A 16508-nucleotide genomic window follows, 5' to 3' on the forward strand; every position below is an offset into this window, starting at 1 on the left:
ACGACAGGGGTTCGGTGCGGGGCCGACATCGCTCAGTCCCGCTCGGCGCGCTTGGGTGGCCGGTTCCAGTGCAGGCCCCACGCCGATTTATCGTCGGCCGACTGGAAGAGATTCGCCCGGATCGGATGACCGAAGGTTGGATCGTCGATCTGCAGCGAGACATAGTCGCCGGCCTTCTCGCCGGTGCGCTTCCAGGCCGCGCCGACTTCCGGGCCGACCTCCGTTCCGTCATCGGCGGCGCCGAGGTGGATGCGATAGTCCGGCGCATTCTCGGCTTCGGAGTGCTCGGCGGGGACAAGCACCAGCTCGGCATCGATGGCGAACGTGCGGATGCGTCCGGCATAACCGCTCTGGGTGCTATGGAATTGACCGATCAGGGACATGGGTGGCTCCTCGGTTGTGCGGTGGGAGAGGTCATGGGCACGCCGTCACCGCGTCGGCGCGCGCCAGACGAAGCGGCCATCGCCGTCCTCGTCGGTGTAGAGGGGGGTGGCCCGGCCGATGATCGCGGCGGCAGGCAGCGGTCCGAAATAGCGACCGTCGAGACTGTCGCGGACTTGGGCGTTCATCAGGAAGACTTCGCCGTCTGCGATGCGCCGGCAGCCCCGCCAGACCGGCAACTCGCGGCCAAACCGGTCGCGCTCCAGCGCCGCGGCCATGGGCAGTCCGTCGACCGTGACCGTGCGTCCGATACGGCAGACCCGCTGTCCTGGAAGGGCCACGACCCGCTTCAACAGCGGCACGCCGCGCGCCAGATAGCCGCGTTGTTCGAGGAAGGCCGCCAGCGGTTCGGGCGCTTCCAGGGCGACAAGGTTCGTCACCGCGATGCGCTCGGTGGGACGGATCAGGTAGAAGCCGATCGGCGTGCTGGCGGAGGCGTTCCAGATCAGCTTCGGCGCGACCTGGACGGCAGACACGCCGACGATCGTCAGCACCGCGGCAGCCGTCACGATGACGTATCCGCGCCGGCTCATGGCGCGATGCTCCGACGCAGCAGCCAGGCGCGATGCTGCTCGAGGCTGTACGCCCGTGGCTCATGGCCGGCCGTCAGCCGGTTGTGAATGTGGCGCCAATGGTCAGGCGCGATGTCGATCGGATCGAGCCCGAGTACGTCGATTGCGTCGATCATGTGCAGGACGCGTTCGACTTTTGGCCAGCCCTCGATCTTCAGCAGGATGTCGCCGCCAGGACGCACGAAGGGCAGCGTCTGATAGGGCTCGCCCGATCCGACCGCGCGCACCACGTCGATCCGCGACACTACCGTGCCGAAATCGTTGGCGGCCCAGCGCACGAAGGCGAAGATGCTGCCGGGCGCGAACGACAGGACGCGCCGCCGGCGGTCGAGAATCTGTTCGTGCGCCTCGTGGCCGAACCGGATCCAGTATTCGATCCTCTTTTCGATCCAGGTCAGTTCAACGTGGGTCGACGCGTCGGGTCGACAGTGCGACGGCGATGCACCGCCCATCGAACCAACGCCGGTCATGGCTGCTCTCCTTCGGTCGTCGGGAACTCGCGGGCGAGCAGATCGCGCAGCATGTCGGCGACCGTGACGCCGCGCCGGAAGGCGCTGACCTTGATGCGGCCACGCAGCTCGGGCGTGACGTCGATCGTCAGTCGGGCGGTGAAGCCGGTGGCGTCATTTGCGCGTGCCAGCGGCGCATCCGCCGCCTTCACCCAATGCTCGGCGGAGGGGGCGGTCTCTGCGGGCCGCGCGGCGAAACCATGCTTGGGTGTGCGCGCGGTCATCGCGGAATCCTTTCTACCTCGGCGGCGAAGGCAGCGATTTCCCGCGCGGCAAGGCTATCGGGGTCGACCTCGAAGGCGAGGCGGCCGGATTGCGCCGCGTCGGCGAAGGCGACGCGCTGCCCGATGGTCTGGGCGAGCGCCGGGGGATCGTTTTCGGCGAGCGTGTCCGCCGTCTCGCGCGCGATGACGGTGCGCGCGGCGCAGCGATTGAGGACGAAGCGGGCGGCGAGATGCGGGCGATAGATGCGCGCCTCGCCGAGCAGCGCCAGCATCTCGGCCGACGCCCATCCGTCGAAGGGCGACGGCTGAACGGGGATCAGCACCAGGTCGGCCGCCAGCAGCGCCGAGCGCATCAGCCCGGCGACGCGCGGCGGTCCGTCGATGACCACATGGTCAGCGTCGCACGCCAGCTCCGGCGCTTCGCGGTGGAGTGTGTCGCGCGCCAGGCCGACGACCCCGAACAGTCGCTCCAGCCCCTCCCGGCCGCGCTGCTGCGACCAGTCGAGCGCCGAGCCTTGCGGATCGGCGTCGATCAAAGTGACGCGCCTGCCTTCGCGCGCCCATTGGCCGGCAAGGTGCAGCGCCAGCGTCGTCTTGCCAACGCCGCCCTTCTGGTTGAGGAGCGCGACGATCATGGCGCGCACCTGCACTGCCGTGACGAGTTATCCGCCGATGTGCAAAAGCGCGGTCGCGTTAGAAAGATTCCGAAGGAATCTTGGTTAGATAAGTTACGGGGCTCGCAAGCTGATGATTTCGCGTGAGGAATCGTCGATTCCGGTCCCCGATAGCACGAGGATCGGGTCCCCGATGGCACGATACCGCCGGTCCCCGATAGCACGAGGCGATTCACAGCTTATCCCCAGTGCGAGATGCTGCGCGACGTCGGCGGCGCGGCATGTTGAGCGCGTCGGGATCGACCGGTGCGAAGGACAGAATGTCGGGACGGCCGGGACACGGCGCGATGCTCAACCAGTAGCCAGGCAATGGCTGCCGCCGAACGATGTCGCGCAGATCGTAGGCGAAGTGCTTGAGCGGTGAGAGACTGCCTGACTTGGCGTGCAGATGCGCGAAGTCGAAGCTCCAGCCGTGCGATTGCCGGCCGCCGTGCTTGCGCACCAACCTGTAGAGCCAGCGCTCCAGGCCACCGGTCAGGTCGAAATACGCCCGGTCGATGGTCAGAACGAGCGCGTCGTCGAGGACGGCGGCGTAGAACCAGTCGGGAACGATCAGCTCGAGGCCGAGTGGTCGCCCGTGCGCGTCGGCCTTCTCTTTCCATTCGTTGATCCAGGAGAAGCGATGCATCCGCCGCTCGTTGGGCTGGCGGATCGAGGTGGCGATCGTGGTCGACTGCAGCCGGTCGAGCGCGGCTTTGAGGCGGTCGTAATCGCGCAGCGAAACGCCGCGACCGATGAACCTCAGGATCTCATAGGGCGTCGTGCCCATCAGCCGCGACGGGCTAAGGCCGGCGTCACGCGCCTCGACGATCTGGCTGGCGGCCCAGATCAGCACGTCGGCGTCCCAGATGGTCGCCATGCCGTGCTCGGGAACGGCCTCGACGCGGATGACGACCGCGCCGGCCTTGAAGTCGATCGGCGCGAGGCGCTTCGACTTGGCGAGCGAGAAGAACGGATAGGCCATGAGATCCTGCGCGTCGCGCGGCGCGAGATCGCCGGGCAGTGCGCGGAACAGATCGAGCTGTTCGCGTTCAGGGCTGGGGCGGCGGAAAGACATGCCAGACGTCTCAGCGCGTCGAGCGGCTGGCGTGCGCCAGCGCCGCCGCGTCATGACGCTTGGCGGGCAGGACAGCGCCGCGCGGATCGGAGGTGGAGGTGACCGCGCCGCGGTCGGCCCAGGCCTGCAGGTCGTCGACGGAATAGACGACGCGACCGCCGAGCTTGCGATAGGCCGGGCCGGTGCCGTAGGTCCGGTGCTTCTCCAGCGTGCGGCCGGAGAGGCCGAGGAAGCGCGCGGCTTCGGGGGTGCGCAGAAAGCGCGGCGGCAAACCGGCTGCATTGGCGGACATGATCGGGCCTCCGGGACGTTCGTTGGCGCCGCTGGTGATCAGCGGCGAGCGAAGGCCACGGTGGCGAAGGGCGCTCGGCTGGGTGGAGGGCGAAGACGGGGATGCGATGTTCGCACACCGGCCGACCTCGCCGTGCAGTCAGCGGCGCTGCTGGTGCCGCAGGAGCTTGCGATAGCCGCCGGCAACCATGGCCAGGCCGTCCCGGATCAGCGACCGGGTCGCAAACCGGGCGGGCGTGGTCTGCCATTCGTCGCGGGGCATCGCGTCGAGCCGGAAGATCGCCGATGCGATCGCTTTCTGCGAGGCGCCCGCGCGACGTCCGTCGATCGCGCGCAACATTCGCTTCGCGCGAAGTCGCTGCTGGCGGGTCATTCGCGTATCGGCGGGGATAGCGCGGCCGTGGAGGCTCGCGAGCAGCCGCAGAACGGCTTCGAGCCGACCGAAGCCGGACACATCGAGCGGGACCAGGGCCGCGAGCTTGTCCTGCTCACCAGCATCAGCGCTGCGAACGATGTGGATGCGTTCGCCATTTGGCAGGATCTGAAGGCGATGAAGACCCTGCGCGTCCGCGACCTCGGCAGCGGCGGGGTCGAAGGGCAGTGCGACTGTTCCGACATCGAGCGCCGGCGGAGCGGTGGTCAGCCAGAGCGAGGCGGTGTCGGCGTCAAGCTGCCAGAAGACGTGCGCATCGGGTGCCGGCAGGGACGGCGGTATCGGGAAATCGCAGCCCCCAGCGCTCGCGGATCAGGTCTGGCGTGCCGCCGGGCTCGGAAGGCGCGCGGTCGAACGCCGCGAAGTCGTCCTCATATTGCTCGTTACGGCGAAGCCACTCCCAGGCGAGATCCGACGGACCCAGCGTGTCGAGATAGTCATAGTCCGACGCCGCTTCCCAGTCGGACGCATCCTTTGGCATCACATCCTCCGCATATGTCGTGCAGAACCGGCTGGAGACGATTGCCGGTTGTATGGCTGTGGGGAAGACGGTGGGTGGGCATCGCGCGATGCCGCGCCGGCATCACCCCTGGCGCGATGCGTCCTCGCGGACGAGTTGCCGATAACCGGTTTCGGTCATCCAGCGGGCCCGGGCCAGGTGCGCATCATGCACTTGCCGGGCCCGTTGCGGGTCCTGGCCGACGTCGAGGCCGAACAGTGTGCGGACCGCGTCACGCCAGTCCGCGCCGTCCCGTGCGGCGTCGAGCAGCCGCATGTACAGCGTCATGTGCGCGCGGTCGTAAGGCGTCAGCACGCTGCTTTGCGGCGGTTCGTCCTTGAAGGCTTGTTCTGTCACCTGACCCCCTGCGGCGAGTCGTATCCGTTTTGGAGGGTGTTGTTAACCATCGTCCAAGACGTGCGTGGCCGCGAATCGGCAAGTGGGGAGATGACCACGTCGGAGTGACGGGGTCTGCGCCTAGGTTTTTGCTGTCCGGACAAGCATCACCCCTTCGCCTCTGTCGGACTGGAGCAGGACGACGCCGTTGCCTTCGAAGGCGCGGCGAACCTGATCGCGGGTCGACTCATAGACAGGCAGGGCGGACTCCGACTCGAGGCGCTTCAGCGCCGTGAGCGAGACCTGGGCCTTGTCAGCGAGCGTCTCCTGTGTCCAACCCAGCAACGCGCGTGCGGCCCGCGATTGTCGGGCGGTGATCATGCATGATCACCTCCCACTCGGACCGGAGCGAGCGCCAGAACTACGACTATAATAGTCGTTCTGCGCTGTCGACGCCAGCCCAAAGCGCCTGTGGTGGGCCGCGCAAAGGCCCCTCAGGCGCGAGCTGATTCGGTCGTCGGGAAAGCGGAAGGCCCCGCCCGGTTCGACCGGACGGGGCCTTGCTGGCTGGCATTACTCGCCGTTGCGGCGGGTGGGGCGGGACCAGATCAGGCTGTAGGTCTCTTCGCCCTCGTCATCGAAGAGGTTGGCGTAGATCGGAGCGTTGAAGCTCGGATCGTCCAGCTTCAGGCCGAGATAGTCGCGGCCCTCGTTGGAGCGCTTGGACCAGGCGGCGCCGATTTCGACGCGGCCGACCATGACCCGGTGGGAGGGCGCGTTGTCGCCGGAGCGGGTGGCCTCGGGGACGATGCGGACATTCTTGGCCTGGACCGAGAGGGTGACGATTTCGCCGGTGTAGTCGTTGCCGGACTTTTTGAAGGTGCCGATGGTCGCCATGGTAGTTCTCCGTTCTTCTCTGCCTCGAGCCCGCACCATTGCGGCCTCGATGGCGATCGGCAGGCCGGAGGCGATCGACGCGGCATCGCTTGCGACCGCAGCGCAGCGGAGGATGGCGGCAGAGCGACTTTGTTGGTTCGCGAGGAATGACGGCGCAGCCGGCAGGGGAAGAAAGTCGTGGCGGCGCCGTTGCCGCATAGGCGATCGAGGCGCAGCCGGCCTTCGGTCAGATCAGCCCATTGAAGAGGCCGTTTGGAGCGGTCGACCCAACAGAGATCGAACAACGGAGAATGTGGCGACACTGGTGGAACCGCGAAGTCCCGCTGTCACCGCACCGGCAAGGATGACCGCGTCCGGGCGCGAACGCGCACGCCCTTGGCCCGTCGTTCGAGCGCCAAAGCAAACCGACCCGGTCAGGGTCCGTCGAGCAGGGCATCGCCTAAGCGGACCGATCGCTCCGGCTGGCCGTGCCCAAGGATCGGTCCAGAACCTCGGTCGTGCCACGCTGCTTCCGCCAATCCTCTGGCGATGAGGTGATTGCGGCCAGAGCCATTGTCGGTCCGACCCCAGCATCCGCGCCAGAGTTTAGCTCCGCACCAGGCCCTGTCCGGTCGAACCGGGCGGGGCCATCGCGGCGAGCCGCATCAGCGCGGTCACGCCGACGGCGACGGCGCCGATGATGGAAAAGGCGACCTGCCAGCCTTCCGACGGCATCGTGTGTTTCACGATGCCATGCGTCGCGTGATAGCCGGCGATCGCTGCTGGTGCGACGAAGGCGACCGCGACGAGGATGCGCGCCCAGAGCGGCCGAACGGACCCGAGCAGGACCTGGCCGATGCCGAAGGTCAGCGCGGCGGCAAGGGTGCCCACGACGAGCGCGCCGAGCCAGCCAGCGCCGGTATCGTACGCCCACAGGCCCGCCGTGACACCTGCGAAGAGGGGCAATGCGAAGACGGCGAGTGTGAACAGCAGCCAGCAGAAGACGCCGATCGCCGCGATGCTGAGAAGAATGCCGATGAAGATCATGGTAGTGGTCTCCGTGAGATATAGTCTGACGGTCGCGCCTTCCACCACCACCACGGCGCGGTGTTGAGTATAGCCGAAGAAAAAGAGCGGCGGGAGCGGAAACCGGCAAGGGTTTCCGCGTCGCCCCGGCGCGTCCCGTCAGGGCGCGAAGGGATCGATCTCCGCCACGACCTCGGCGTCGCCGTCGAATTCGCTGGCGGGGGTGACCGAATGCGTCCCGTCGCCGGCCTTGAAGATGACGATCACGGCCATGAGGGTGGTGGCGAGGCTGAAGGCGAAGGCGTGTGCGTCGGTGAGGGACATCGTTCCGGCTCCTGTCTTGGAGGCGGGGGACTATCCCCCGCGTGACAGGCGCCCGATGTGTCCGGCCGAGGGCCGCAATCACCGCGCAGGCGAAGCCGCAGCGGCGGCATGCGTGCATAGCCGACCCTTGATGACGTGGAACGGCCCGCACTCAACGACTCGAGGAGTGATAGAAAGCGACCGTTGGAGCACCACCATCAGGGAAGGACTATTCGATGCAGGAAGCGGTCACCGTTGGCTTGGACTTAGCCAAGCAAGTTTTTCAGGCCCACGGCGCTGATGCCGATGGCGCGCCGCTGTTCAGCCGTAAGCTTCGTCGAGCCGAAGTCTTGCGCTTTTTCGAGAAGCTACCGCGATGCCTTGTCGGTATGGAGGCGTGCAGCGGAGCGCATTACTGGGCGCGCGAGATTGGGGCACTTGGTCATCACGTGCGGATGATTCCGCCCGCCTACGTCGCGCCCTTCGTCAAGCGAGGCAAGACGGACGCGGGAGACGCTGAGGCGATCAGTGAAGCGGTGACCCGTAAGACCATGCGGTTCGTCCCGATCAAGACCGCCGAGCAGCAGGCGGCTGCGATGGTGCTGAAGACGCGATCGCTGCTGGTTCGCCAGCGGACTCAGGCCGTCAACGCTCTGCGCTGCCATCTTACCGAGCTCGGTATCATTGCCGGTGCCGGCATCGCCAAGATTGATTCACTGATCGCGATTGTTCGCGACGAGAGCGATACACGCCTGCCTCCGGCGGCGCGCTTTGCGATGACCGCCATTGCCGACCAGATCGAGGCGTTGAAGCAGCAGGCCAGCAAGCTCGAGGATGCAATCGTTCGTGAGGCCAAAGTCGACGAAGATATGCGGCGCCTCGTCACTATCCCCGGCGTCGGCGCCATCACCGCGGCCACAATCAAGGCGCTCGTTCCCGACCCCGGCGGCTTCAAGTCCGCTCGGCACTTTGCCGCCTGGATCGGACTAACGCCTAAGCCTCGTTCGAGCGGCGGCAAAGAGCGGCTGGGACGCATCTCCCAGATGGGAAATCCGGATCTGCGTTCCCTTCTCGTGGTCGGGGCAACGTCAGTGCTCCGCTACACCGAGAAGAACGCCAAGGCGATGCCCTGGCTGACGGGTATTGTCGCGAGGCGGCCTTACAAGGTCGCGGCCGTCGCGCTTGCCAACAAGATGGCGCGGATCGTTTGGGCGGTTCTGACCCGAGGCGGGGTTTATCAGCGCGGCAACAGTTTAGTGGCTGCCACGGTCACGGCGTGACCTTCACAACCGCTTGAATGAGCTGACGGCACGGTAGCCGGCAGAAGTGAGGTGCATGAAGTAGACGATGATTCCTTGGGACGAAACTCCGACGCAAGATAGGCTGAAACCCGTGACGCGCTTCGAGCGCGCACCCTTGATTAAGCCACTTGCGACGCGAACTTCATCGAGGCCAGCGGTCATAGGCCGCGCTGATAGGCCGGACATATGACCGCACCGTTCCCAAGTGATGAATCGACTGCCGACAGCTCTTGCTACGCGGGCCGTTCCACATATTAAGGGTTGATGGCGTCAGGCCCTGGGCCGGACCAAGGATCTGCGTCAGAGATGCGGGGTGGGCGCGCGCCCGGAAGCTGGCGGTTTAGATGTCCCGACGTGGGCCAATCGATTTCGACACGCTCACCAGCAACGTGCTCGCTACGCTGCACGCTTGCCCTGCGAGCGCCTCCGGCCATTGTCGCGACGGTTCACGCTGGAATCCGCCGCGCTGGAAATGCGGATGCAACACGCGCGCGACGTCGCGCAGTCCGCTCGGCGGATCGAGCCCGGCCCGCTCGGCATAGGTTATGGCCTTGTCGAGATCGTGCCCGATATGGGCGCGATTCCACGCATCGGTGGTGGCTGCGTTCAAGAGATAGGATTTCAGCCCCAATTCGATGGCGATGGCGATGGAATGGAGGGCGTCATTCGCCATTCCGCGCGACAACGCCCAGGCCGCGCTCCGAAGATGCGCTTCGGCATTAGAAAGCTGAACGTGTGCCAGTTCCTGATCGGGATAGAAATCGTTCGGAAAAGGTTCGCTGGCGTTCATGAACCGATGAACCTCGCGGACAGGTCGCTTCAAATACGTTGCGCCTGTCAAGCACGCCGGTGAAAGAGCGGCGCTCACGCGCCGCCTCTTTTCCGGAAATCGAACAGCGGGATACCGAGCTTTCGGGCCTTGTCCGCGAGGTTGTCGGAGATCCCCGAGCCCGGGAACACCACGACTCCGATCGGCATCGTCTCCAGCAACACGTCGTTGCGCCTGAACGGCGCTGCGTTCTTGTGCCGGTTGAAGTCGGGCTTGAAGGCGATCTGTGGCACCTTGCGTTTGTCGGCCCAGCAGGCGGCGATGCGCTCGGCGCCCTTGGGGCTGCCACCATGCAGCAACACCATGCCAGGGTACTTGGCGTTGACCCGGTCGAGCGCGGCCCAGATCGCCTCGACGTCGTTGCATTCATAGCCGCCGGTGAAGGCGATCTTCGGACCGGCCGGGAGCAGGACCTCGGTCTCGGCGCGACGTCGGGCCATTAGGAAGTCGCGGCTGTCGATCATCGCCGCGGTCAGGTGCTTGCGGTTCACCATCGACCCGGTGCGCGGGTGCCAGGGGTTGCGGGAGTGGATCTGGAAGTGCTCGGCGGCCAGATCGCGCATGAGCTCGAAAGCATTGCGACGCTCGATCAACGTCAGTCCCTCGGCCAGGAGCCGTTCCAGCTCGACCGATTTCACCTCTGAGCCGTCCTGCTCCCGCTGCCCGCGCTTCTGCGCCTGTTCGTTGTCGTCGAGCTCGCGTTCGATCCGTTCGGTCGCGCGGTGGAAGACGTTGACGGTCGACCAGAGCAGGTCATCGAGGTCGGGTTCGAGGCGCGTGTCCTGGAGGGTGGAGACGAGGGCGTCGAAGACGTCGGCGATCGCGGCTGTGACCAGAGGGGTTTCGGGCAGCGGTCGTGGGTCAGGCTCGTCCTGGAACGGGCGGTGACCATAGAGTGCCAGTTCGTCGAGCAGCGTGGAGGTGGCAGATGCCGCGTGGTTGGGCTCGTGGTCGTTGAAGTCGGGATCGGTCGTCATGGGGGTTCGCCTTGGCTGTCGACCGCGCCCATCGCGGCCTTCACAGGCGACGAAGAGCGGGGGCGGACCGGGCCTGCACCGACGCGCGCCAGCGCGATCGGCTGAAGCGCAGCGGAGGACGGCGAAAAGCCCCGCTATTTTGTTTCGCGATGCAAAGGCGGGCGCGAGCCCGCTGGCGGAAAATAGCGGGGCGCAGCCGTTGTCGGCCCGGACCGGCTCCGCTCCGATCGCCCTCTCAGAAGGCCGTGGGCGGCGGCTCTAAGCGGAAAAAGCGGACTTTGACGTTCCCTCTTCCCGGCAATCGACCTGCCGTCACAGCGCCGCAGCTTCAATTGCGCTGATCGACCTCACGAACCGCGCCACGTCCTCCGGGGCGAGCTGCAGCCGCACTGCCGCAGCCAATGCTTCCGGTCCGAAGGTGCGCAGATCCTCGTTGAAGTCGCCCAACCTTGGCTCGAGCGTCAGCGCCTCGATCCCGACCGACGTTGCCCGTTCGGCCAACGCCGCCACCGCACCATGCCCGGCCGCATCATTGTCGCGCGCGAGGTAGAGCCGACGGAGGGTCGGCGGGAAAAGCAGAACAGCGAGGTGGTTGGCGGAGAGTGCGGCGACCATCGGCAAGGTCGGCATTACGCGCCGGAGCGACAGCATCGTTTCGATGCCTTCTCCGGCTGCCAGTTCGTCGTCCGCCACTCCGAACCTGACGCCGTGCCCGAGAAGATGACCCATGGCTCGTCGCGGCGTCGACACCGGGGCCTTGTCCTGCCCCGACAAGTCGAGCCAGGTGCGGTGCGCTCCCGTCTGCGTGCCGGCGAGATCGGTTACGGCGGCGATAAGCGCCGGCCAGGCGTCACGTACCCGGTCGCGCGGGTCGTCTTCGTCACCCCGGTAATAGCAGCGGGGGTGGAAGCGGAGCGCCGTGCAGTTCCGCAAACCCGTCAACGCACGGCTGCGCAAATACGCTTCTGCAAGCGTGCCGGCGATCGGCTGCGACATGGCGAACAGGCGGCGCGCAGCTTCTGGCGATCCGGTCGGTGCGGGCGGTTGTCGGGGCGGCGGATCGGGCCGGGGCAGTGACAGGAAGGTGCGCGCCTCGTCGAGGATGTCGCGAAGGCTGTCGAGGCGGCGGTTGGCGGCGATCAGGTCGAGGAGGTCGCCATGCTCGCCAGTGGCGGCGTCCGTCCATTTGCCTGCCGCACCCTTGCCGGACTCGGTGCCCTTCAGGCGGACATAGAGGCTGCGCCCGGGTGTGTTTTCGACATCGCCGACGAGCCAGTATCGGCCCTCGCGGCGGCCATTGGAAAGATAATGACGGCATACCGCCTCGGCATTGCGGGCGAGCCGTTGCGCCAGCTCGGATGCATCGTTCCGCATCGCATTCTCCCAGACGAAAAAGGCCCGCCGACGTTGCGCCGGCGGGCCCAGAGGGGGCGGGTGCGTTGCTCCTCTATTCGGCCGCAATCGCGTGGGGTTCGATCTCGACGGAGTCATCCTCGACCGAAGCGTCGGGTTGGTCGATGGCCGATTCGCCGCCGTCCGCCGCCGTCTCTTCGCCAGCCGGTTCGGGGGTCGGATCAGGATCGATCGCGGACGCCTCGATGTCGGCGGTGTCGACGACGGGCGGCAACGCGCGGCCCGGCGTGCGGAGCGGCTCGGGGAGCCAGCCGGAACCGTCGAGCAACGCCTCGGCCTTCTCCGCCATCTCGACCTTTTTCAGATGGTCGATGAGTTGCGCGGCCCGTTCGCCGTTCGCCTCCCTGACCGCTCCGAGGATCCGCGCCTTGGTGACGCGGCCGAGATATCCGCCGACCGTCGGCGTCCACCCCGCCGCAACCATGTCGAGATCGACCGCCTGGGCGAGCCGGTCGGCATGGGCGAGCGCCTTGGGCCGGCGGTTGTAGGCCTCGAACATGGCGTTGAGCGAGAGCGAGACGCAGTGCGCGAACAGCGCCTGCCGACTGTCGGTGTCGAAGTCCGTCAACGCCTCCCACAGGTCGCTCGCCTCCTTGGGCAAGGCGGTCCGCCACGCCTGATGCCGCTCGGTCATCTCCGTGGCGATGCGGCTGTCGTTCAACCCCGGCGCCTGCGAATGGAAGCCGACGCTTTTGATGTCGATCTCCAGGCAGGTGTCGAGCGCATAGGAGTAGAACGCCTTGAGGCAGAGCGCGTGCAACGCGGCGAGGAACGCCACGTCGGGTTGGCCGCCGAGCGCGTGGCGAAGCGCCAGCGTGCGGTGCGCGGTCAGTTCGGTCATCAGCCGGTCGGGGATCGGCTTCAGGCCTTCGTCCTCGTCCGGCTCGGTTGCGGCATCCGCCTCGTTGACGACGTCGTCGTCATCGTCCGTGCCGGGCGCGATGATCGGGTGCTGCTGATCGCCATCGCCCCCGGTGTCTCCGTCGGCATCCGGCTCGGCGACGATGGGCAGTTCGTCCTCGGGCCGGACGTAGCCACGCTCGACGCGCAGATCGCCGTTGCGGTCGATGCTGACGAAGGCGCCCGCCCGTTCGACCTCGGCCGGATCATACGCGACCGGACGATCCTCGAATGCTGCGAGGGCGGCCTCGATCTCGCTCAGGCGCTGATCGACATCCTCGGGCAAATCGTCCGCGGATTCCGCATAGGTCGCCTCGATGCCGTCCAGCTCGGCCTGGAGCGCGTCGCGGGTCGCTTCTTCCTCGGCGGTCAGCGGCACTTCATCCCCGCTGAGCTGGCGCAGCCCGAAGGTATGGCCTTAGGCGAAGTCGGGTGCGACCTCGATCCACTTCCATCCCTCGGCGCGGATCATCTCCGCTTCCTCGCGCAGCTTTTCGGCGACGAGCATGTCGACCAGGCCGACATCCTGCAGCCAGCCGCCGTGGTCGGTCTGGAACAGGTCGTTCAGCACGACGCCGCCCGCCTCCTCATAAGCGGCCACGCCGATGAACTGCGCGCGCTTGTCGGCGGCATTGATGGCACCCTCGGTCAGCATCCGCCGGATATCGTGCGGCTGCTTGGAGTAGGACTGGGCGAGCCGCTCGAACACCTGCTCCTGACGCGCGTGGTCGCCGTTGACGGTGAACGCCATCAACTGGTCGAGCGTCATGCCGTCCTCGGCGTAAACGTCGAGCAGCTTCGGGCTGACGGACGCCAGCCGCAGCCGCTGCTTGACGACCGCGACCGAGACGAAGAACGCGGCGGCGATCTCCTCCTCGGACTGACCCTTCTCGCGCAGCGTCAGGAATGCCCGGAACTGGTCGAGCGGATGGAGCGGCGCGCGCTGGACGTTCTCGGCGAGGCTGTCTTCCTCGGCGATGCCCTCCTCGCGGATCACGCACGGTATCGGTGCGGTCTTCGCCAGCCGCCGCTGCTTGACCAGCAGTTCGAGCGCCCGGAACCGGCGACCACCGGACGGGACTTCGTACATGCCGGTCTCGACGCCATCGGCGTCGCACACCGCACGCACGGTCAGGCTCTGGAGGAGCGTGCGCCGGGCGATGTCCTCGGCGAGCTGCTCGATCGCGACGCCGGCCTTGATCCGCCGGACGTTCGACTGGCTGAGCACCAGCTTGTTGAACGGGATGTCCCGAGACGCGCTCAGGACGATCTTCTGCACATTGTTGGCTTTCGTGGCCATGGTAGGTCTCCATGACGGCCTGGCCGGAGAACCTCTCTCTCGACCTTCTCACCGTCACGAAGCTGCGGCCCACCTCTTCCTCTGAAGGGGCGGACCGCAGAATCGTGGATCAGGAAAGACGCAGAACCGGAAAGCCGTTCAGGCCACGCGCTCGAGCAGCTTCTTCGCGCGGCCCTCAAGGTCGAGCCGGGCATCCTGGTGGGTCTTGTCGCGCGCCACGGCGGTGATGCCCTGCACGAAGTCGAAGACGCTTTCGGGCTTGCGGCCTTCCTCGTTCAGCACCCGCTCGAGGATCTTCGCCGTCTCGGCCTTGCTGAACCCGCGCTTGCGCAGGAAGTCGGCGCGGTCCTCGTCGGTGCGCGCGACGATCTTGGCACGCGCCTGTTTGATGCCGTCGATGAACGGCGCGGGTGACGAGTTGGCGAACCGGGTCAGCGCCGGCGCGGCCTCGTGCGCGAAGCGCGAGGCGGCATATTTGCTGTGCCGGATCGCGATCTCCTCGAGGTCCTCGACGCCCCAGAGGTTGCGGTTTTGGCAGACGGCGCGGAGGTAAAAGCTCGCCATGCCGAGCGTCTTTGCCCCGACCTCGGAGTTCCAGCAGTAGAAGCCCCGGAAGTAGAGGTCGGGCGAGCCGTCCGGCAGTCGTCCGGCCTCGATCGGATTGAGGTCGTCGACAAGGAAGAGGAAGACGTCGCGATCGGAGGCGTAGAGCGTGGTCGTATCCTGGGTGACGTCGACACGCGGATTGTAGATGCCGGTCGACCAGTCGAGCACACCGGGGACTTTCCAGCGCGTGTCGCCGGTGCCGTTGCCCGCGATCCGCTGCACGGCCGCGACCAGCTCATGGTCGAAGATGCGGCCATAGTCGGGCCCGGTGACGGCGCGTAGCTCGATGCGCCCGTCGTCGGTCTCGAGCGTCTTGACCTGTTCGGCGCGGTGCGAGGTCAGGCCGTATTGCAGGTTGATACCGGCCAGCGCGGCGGGAAGCTGGCGAAGATAGGCGGCGGGCGCGCCGACCAGGCTCGCGAGCTGCCCGAAGCTCCAGTGGGTCGGCGCGATCGGCGCGTCCGACCCGGGCAACAGCAGGGATAGGCGCTCCGCGTCGTCGCGGCTGGCTTCCACTCGGACCGCGGCGCTCTCCACCGTGCGGGTGCAGCTCCGCTCGCTACGGCCCTTCACCGAGGCGAACAGGTCGGTCAGCGACAGGTAGCGCTCGTCGGCCGGGCGATTGAACCACTCTGACGAGACGCGGCCGACCCGCTCGCCGCGGCTGACATCCACCTTGTAACCGCCGGTCGTGTCACGGCGCGCATCGAGAACTTGCATGTTCATGGGACCAATCTCCACGACGGGCGCGGGAGCCTCTCTCCCACTTATTCACCCGTCACGAAAACCGGTCCGCACTCTCACTCTCAGGGGGTGTTGCGGGGTCTCCCCGCAGAAGGGGCCGGCTGAGACCTTGGGCTCGGCCGCAGGGGAAGGCTTTCCCCCAATCGCGTCCAACCTTGGCGGACGACGGTCTGTATGGAGGGCCGGAGAACCGTAGTTCAGGCTTTCAGTAGCGTCGTCTTGGTCAGGAGACCTTTTCTCGCAGCCAGGAAGAGAGGCCGGCGTCGAGCACCATGCGAGAAAGCTTTCGCGGACCAAGAAGTATGACGCCTGCCGGACCGTTTTCCTCTGCGATGTCGCCGGTGTGCCAGACGAAGAACATCCGGTCATAAGCATCGGCCTCTGCCAAGCGGGCGACATACTCGTTCAAGGCCGCGGTTGTGGCCTGCGATTTGACCTGAACGAAAGCGCGCTCGGCTGTGCTGGGCAAGATGAGCTCCAGGTCCACAGTCTTCTGCGTGCGTCCGACCTGGCTCACCCGGCGCCAACCGCTGGTCGAGAAAACGAGATCGACGAGGAGCTCGAAGTCCTGCCAGGTGAGAAGTCGCATCAGCTCCCCGATCGCCGTCATCAGCGCACGTTCGGCCTCTTCGGCGGCGGCGACCTCGGGGGAGAGCTGATCGCTGAGCTTTCGCAAGAGATAGTCTCCCGCCCGAACATCGCAGATCGTCCCCCGGAACATCTGCACCTTCAGCAGACGTCCCGATAGCCGGTCGGCCGAGAGCAGGGTGCCGTTGACGCTTGTGTTGCGCCATCCTTCCGCGGTTTGACGACGGTGGCTGCGATCATCGAGCAATTCGACAGGCCCGCTGGGTCGGCACCAATACAGGAGTCCACCGACGAACGTGATGAAGATCGAATGCTCGTCGGCCTCGTAATAGGCTCGGATCTGATTGACATCACGGGTCGCGGTGCCGGCATCACCACGGATGGTTTTCATTGCCTCCCAGACACCTTGCCAGTCGCCGCGAGCACACAGGTCGTGCGGCGCCTCTCGATAGCCGAACCGCAGGACGCCATCGCGCAGGCTTTCGGCCTCCCAGTCTCCGCCGCGACCGAGCTTTATATAGTAGAGATGTGAAGCGGCGACGGGGGAACGCTGATCTTCGATCGTTGGGGAAGGCGAGCGACCTAACGTCATATTGCTGCGTCGTACCC

The 16508-nt window shown here is 66.5% G+C and carries 20 protein-coding genes and 1 pseudogene; 1 reads left to right on the top strand and 20 read right to left on the bottom strand.

Annotation, left to right across the window (positions count from 1 at the left end; genetic code table 11):
• Positions 1-32: 32 nt before the first annotated feature.
• The 14 genes from FG486_RS16425 to FG486_RS16490 all read right to left on the bottom strand — a co-directional run bounded on the left by FG486_RS16425 (position 33) and on the right by FG486_RS16490 (position 7262).
• The gene (locus tag FG486_RS16425) at positions 33-383 is read right to left on the bottom strand and encodes a DUF736 domain-containing protein (protein ID WP_181268323.1); all 351 of its coding nucleotides are present in this window, start codon (positions 381-383) and stop codon (positions 33-35) included.
• Positions 384-428: 45 nt separating this feature from the next.
• Positions 429-974 carry a S26 family signal peptidase gene (locus tag FG486_RS16430; protein WP_181268324.1) on the bottom strand — a complete coding sequence of 182 codons (546 nt, stop codon included), beginning with the start codon at positions 972-974 and terminating at the stop codon, positions 429-431.
• Entirely contained in the window at positions 971-1483 is a 513-nt protein-coding gene (locus tag FG486_RS16435) for a DUF2840 domain-containing protein (RefSeq protein WP_181268325.1), read from the bottom strand. Before FG486_RS16435 ends, FG486_RS16430 begins: the two co-directional genes overlap by 4 nt.
• Complete coding sequence (locus tag FG486_RS16440; protein WP_181268326.1) at positions 1480-1746, bottom strand: hypothetical protein; 267 nt, start codon at positions 1744-1746, stop codon at positions 1480-1482. The genes FG486_RS16435 and FG486_RS16440 overlap by 4 nt, the downstream gene beginning before the upstream one ends.
• Positions 1743-2381, bottom strand: coding sequence for a ParA family partition ATPase (gene parA / locus FG486_RS16445; protein WP_181268327.1), 639 nt, complete (start codon positions 2379-2381; stop codon positions 1743-1745). The genes FG486_RS16440 and parA overlap by 4 nt, the downstream gene beginning before the upstream one ends.
• Before the next feature lie 211 nt (positions 2382-2592).
• Positions 2593-3477 carry a replication initiator protein A gene (locus tag FG486_RS16450; RefSeq protein WP_181268328.1) on the bottom strand — a complete coding sequence of 295 codons (885 nt, stop codon included), beginning with the start codon at positions 3475-3477 and terminating at the stop codon, positions 2593-2595.
• A gap of 10 nt (positions 3478-3487) precedes the next feature.
• Positions 3488-3769: a helix-turn-helix transcriptional regulator gene (locus tag FG486_RS16455; RefSeq protein WP_181268329.1), complete on the bottom strand. Its 282-nt coding sequence runs from the start codon at positions 3767-3769 to the stop codon at positions 3488-3490.
• Between the two features lie 138 nt (positions 3770-3907).
• Positions 3908-4483 carry a DUF2285 domain-containing protein gene (locus FG486_RS18375; protein ID WP_338401635.1) on the bottom strand — a complete coding sequence of 192 codons (576 nt, stop codon included), beginning with the start codon at positions 4481-4483 and terminating at the stop codon, positions 3908-3910.
• Entirely contained in the window at positions 4434-4682 is a 249-nt protein-coding gene (locus FG486_RS16465; RefSeq protein ID WP_181268330.1) for a transcriptional regulator domain-containing protein, read from the bottom strand. The genes FG486_RS18375 and FG486_RS16465 overlap by 50 nt, the downstream gene beginning before the upstream one ends.
• Positions 4683-4784: 102 nt before the next feature.
• Positions 4785-5057, bottom strand: a complete 273-nt coding sequence (locus FG486_RS16470; RefSeq protein ID WP_181268331.1) for a DNA -binding domain-containing protein — start codon at positions 5055-5057, stop codon at positions 4785-4787.
• A gap of 120 nt (positions 5058-5177) precedes the next feature.
• Positions 5178-5417, bottom strand: a complete 240-nt coding sequence (locus tag FG486_RS16475) for a helix-turn-helix domain-containing protein (RefSeq protein ID WP_181268332.1) — start codon at positions 5415-5417, stop codon at positions 5178-5180.
• A gap of 192 nt (positions 5418-5609) precedes the next feature.
• Positions 5610-5933 carry a DUF736 domain-containing protein gene (locus tag FG486_RS16480; protein ID WP_181268333.1) on the bottom strand — a complete coding sequence of 108 codons (324 nt, stop codon included), beginning with the start codon at positions 5931-5933 and terminating at the stop codon, positions 5610-5612.
• A gap of 585 nt (positions 5934-6518) precedes the next feature.
• Complete coding sequence (locus tag FG486_RS16485; protein ID WP_181268334.1) at positions 6519-6959, bottom strand: hypothetical protein; 441 nt, start codon at positions 6957-6959, stop codon at positions 6519-6521.
• Positions 6960-7097: 138 nt separating this feature from the next.
• A complete protein-coding gene (locus FG486_RS16490) occupies positions 7098-7262 on the bottom strand; it encodes a hypothetical protein (protein ID WP_181268335.1) in 165 nt (54 codons plus the stop codon).
• 215 nt (positions 7263-7477) lie between these two features.
• Here FG486_RS16490 and FG486_RS16495 point away from each other — a divergent pair, with 215 nt between their 5' ends.
• Positions 7478-8521 carry an IS110 family RNA-guided transposase gene (locus FG486_RS16495; RefSeq protein WP_181268336.1) on the top strand — a complete coding sequence of 348 codons (1044 nt, stop codon included), beginning with the start codon at positions 7478-7480 and terminating at the stop codon, positions 8519-8521.
• 361 nt (positions 8522-8882) lie between these two features.
• Here the strand turns inward: FG486_RS16495 and FG486_RS16500 are convergent, their stop codons facing one another.
• The 6 genes and pseudogenes from FG486_RS16500 to FG486_RS16525 form a co-directional block, all read right to left on the bottom strand.
• Entirely contained in the window at positions 8883-9410 is a 528-nt protein-coding gene (locus FG486_RS16500) for a hypothetical protein (protein WP_181268337.1), read from the bottom strand.
• On the bottom strand, positions 9407-10348 hold the full coding sequence (locus tag FG486_RS16505) for a DUF2493 domain-containing protein (RefSeq protein WP_181268338.1): 942 nt from the start codon (positions 10346-10348) through the stop codon (positions 9407-9409). Before FG486_RS16505 ends, FG486_RS16500 begins: the two co-directional genes overlap by 4 nt.
• 312 nt (positions 10349-10660) lie before the next feature.
• Entirely contained in the window at positions 10661-11722 is a 1062-nt protein-coding gene (locus FG486_RS16510; protein WP_181268339.1) for a DUF7146 domain-containing protein, read from the bottom strand.
• 73 nt (positions 11723-11795) lie between these two features.
• Positions 11796-13961: pseudogene (locus tag FG486_RS18410) on the bottom strand (ParB/RepB/Spo0J family partition protein).
• A gap of 138 nt (positions 13962-14099) precedes the next feature.
• Positions 14100-15293, bottom strand: coding sequence for a DUF932 domain-containing protein (locus FG486_RS16520; RefSeq protein WP_181268340.1), 1194 nt, complete (start codon positions 15291-15293; stop codon positions 14100-14102).
• Between the two features lie 241 nt (positions 15294-15534).
• On the bottom strand, positions 15535-16491 hold the full coding sequence (locus FG486_RS16525) for a restriction endonuclease (RefSeq protein WP_181268341.1): 957 nt from the start codon (positions 16489-16491) through the stop codon (positions 15535-15537).
• Positions 16492-16508: the final 17 nt, after the last annotated feature.

Origin of the sequence: Blastomonas ursincola, assembly GCF_013607875.1 — a bacterium.
Taxonomy (GTDB): Bacteria; Pseudomonadota; Alphaproteobacteria; order Sphingomonadales; family Sphingomonadaceae; genus Blastomonas; species Blastomonas ursincola.

Bases quoted from the DNA above. Each gene is read 5' to 3' on its own strand.
- FG486_RS16440 (WP_181268326.1), bottom strand. From the start codon at position 1,746: ATGACCGCGCGCACACCCAAGCATGGTTTCGCCGCGCGGCCCGCAGAG.
- FG486_RS16425 (WP_181268323.1), bottom strand. From the start codon at position 383: ATGTCCCTGATCGGTCAATTCCATAGCACCCAGAGCGGTTATGCCGGA.
- parA (WP_181268327.1), bottom strand. From the start codon at position 2,381: ATGATCGTCGCGCTCCTCAACCAGAAGGGCGGCGTTGGCAAGACGACG.
- FG486_RS16525 (WP_181268341.1), bottom strand. From the start codon at position 16,491: ATGACGTTAGGTCGCTCGCCTTCCCCAACGATCGAAGATCAGCGTTCC.
- FG486_RS16505 (WP_181268338.1), bottom strand. From the start codon at position 10,348: ATGACGACCGATCCCGACTTCAACGACCACGAGCCCAACCACGCGGCA.
- FG486_RS16520 (WP_181268340.1), bottom strand. From the start codon at position 15,293: ATGAACATGCAAGTTCTCGATGCGCGCCGTGACACGACCGGCGGTTAC.
- FG486_RS16480 (WP_181268333.1), bottom strand. From the start codon at position 5,933: ATGGCGACCATCGGCACCTTCAAAAAGTCCGGCAACGACTACACCGGC.
- FG486_RS16430 (WP_181268324.1), bottom strand. From the start codon at position 974: ATGAGCCGGCGCGGATACGTCATCGTGACGGCTGCCGCGGTGCTGACG.
- FG486_RS16435 (WP_181268325.1), bottom strand. From the start codon at position 1,483: ATGACCGGCGTTGGTTCGATGGGCGGTGCATCGCCGTCGCACTGTCGA.
- FG486_RS16495 (WP_181268336.1), top strand. From the start codon at position 7,478: ATGCAGGAAGCGGTCACCGTTGGCTTGGACTTAGCCAAGCAAGTTTTT.
- FG486_RS16465 (WP_181268330.1), bottom strand. From the start codon at position 4,682: ATGCCAAAGGATGCGTCCGACTGGGAAGCGGCGTCGGACTATGACTAT.
- FG486_RS16510 (WP_181268339.1), bottom strand. From the start codon at position 11,722: ATGCGGAACGATGCATCCGAGCTGGCGCAACGGCTCGCCCGCAATGCC.
- FG486_RS16485 (WP_181268334.1), bottom strand. From the start codon at position 6,959: ATGATCTTCATCGGCATTCTTCTCAGCATCGCGGCGATCGGCGTCTTC.
- FG486_RS16475 (WP_181268332.1), bottom strand. From the start codon at position 5,417: ATGATCACCGCCCGACAATCGCGGGCCGCACGCGCGTTGCTGGGTTGG.
- FG486_RS16490 (WP_181268335.1), bottom strand. From the start codon at position 7,262: ATGTCCCTCACCGACGCACACGCCTTCGCCTTCAGCCTCGCCACCACC.
- FG486_RS16450 (WP_181268328.1), bottom strand. From the start codon at position 3,477: ATGTCTTTCCGCCGCCCCAGCCCTGAACGCGAACAGCTCGATCTGTTC.
- FG486_RS16455 (WP_181268329.1), bottom strand. From the start codon at position 3,769: ATGTCCGCCAATGCAGCCGGTTTGCCGCCGCGCTTTCTGCGCACCCCC.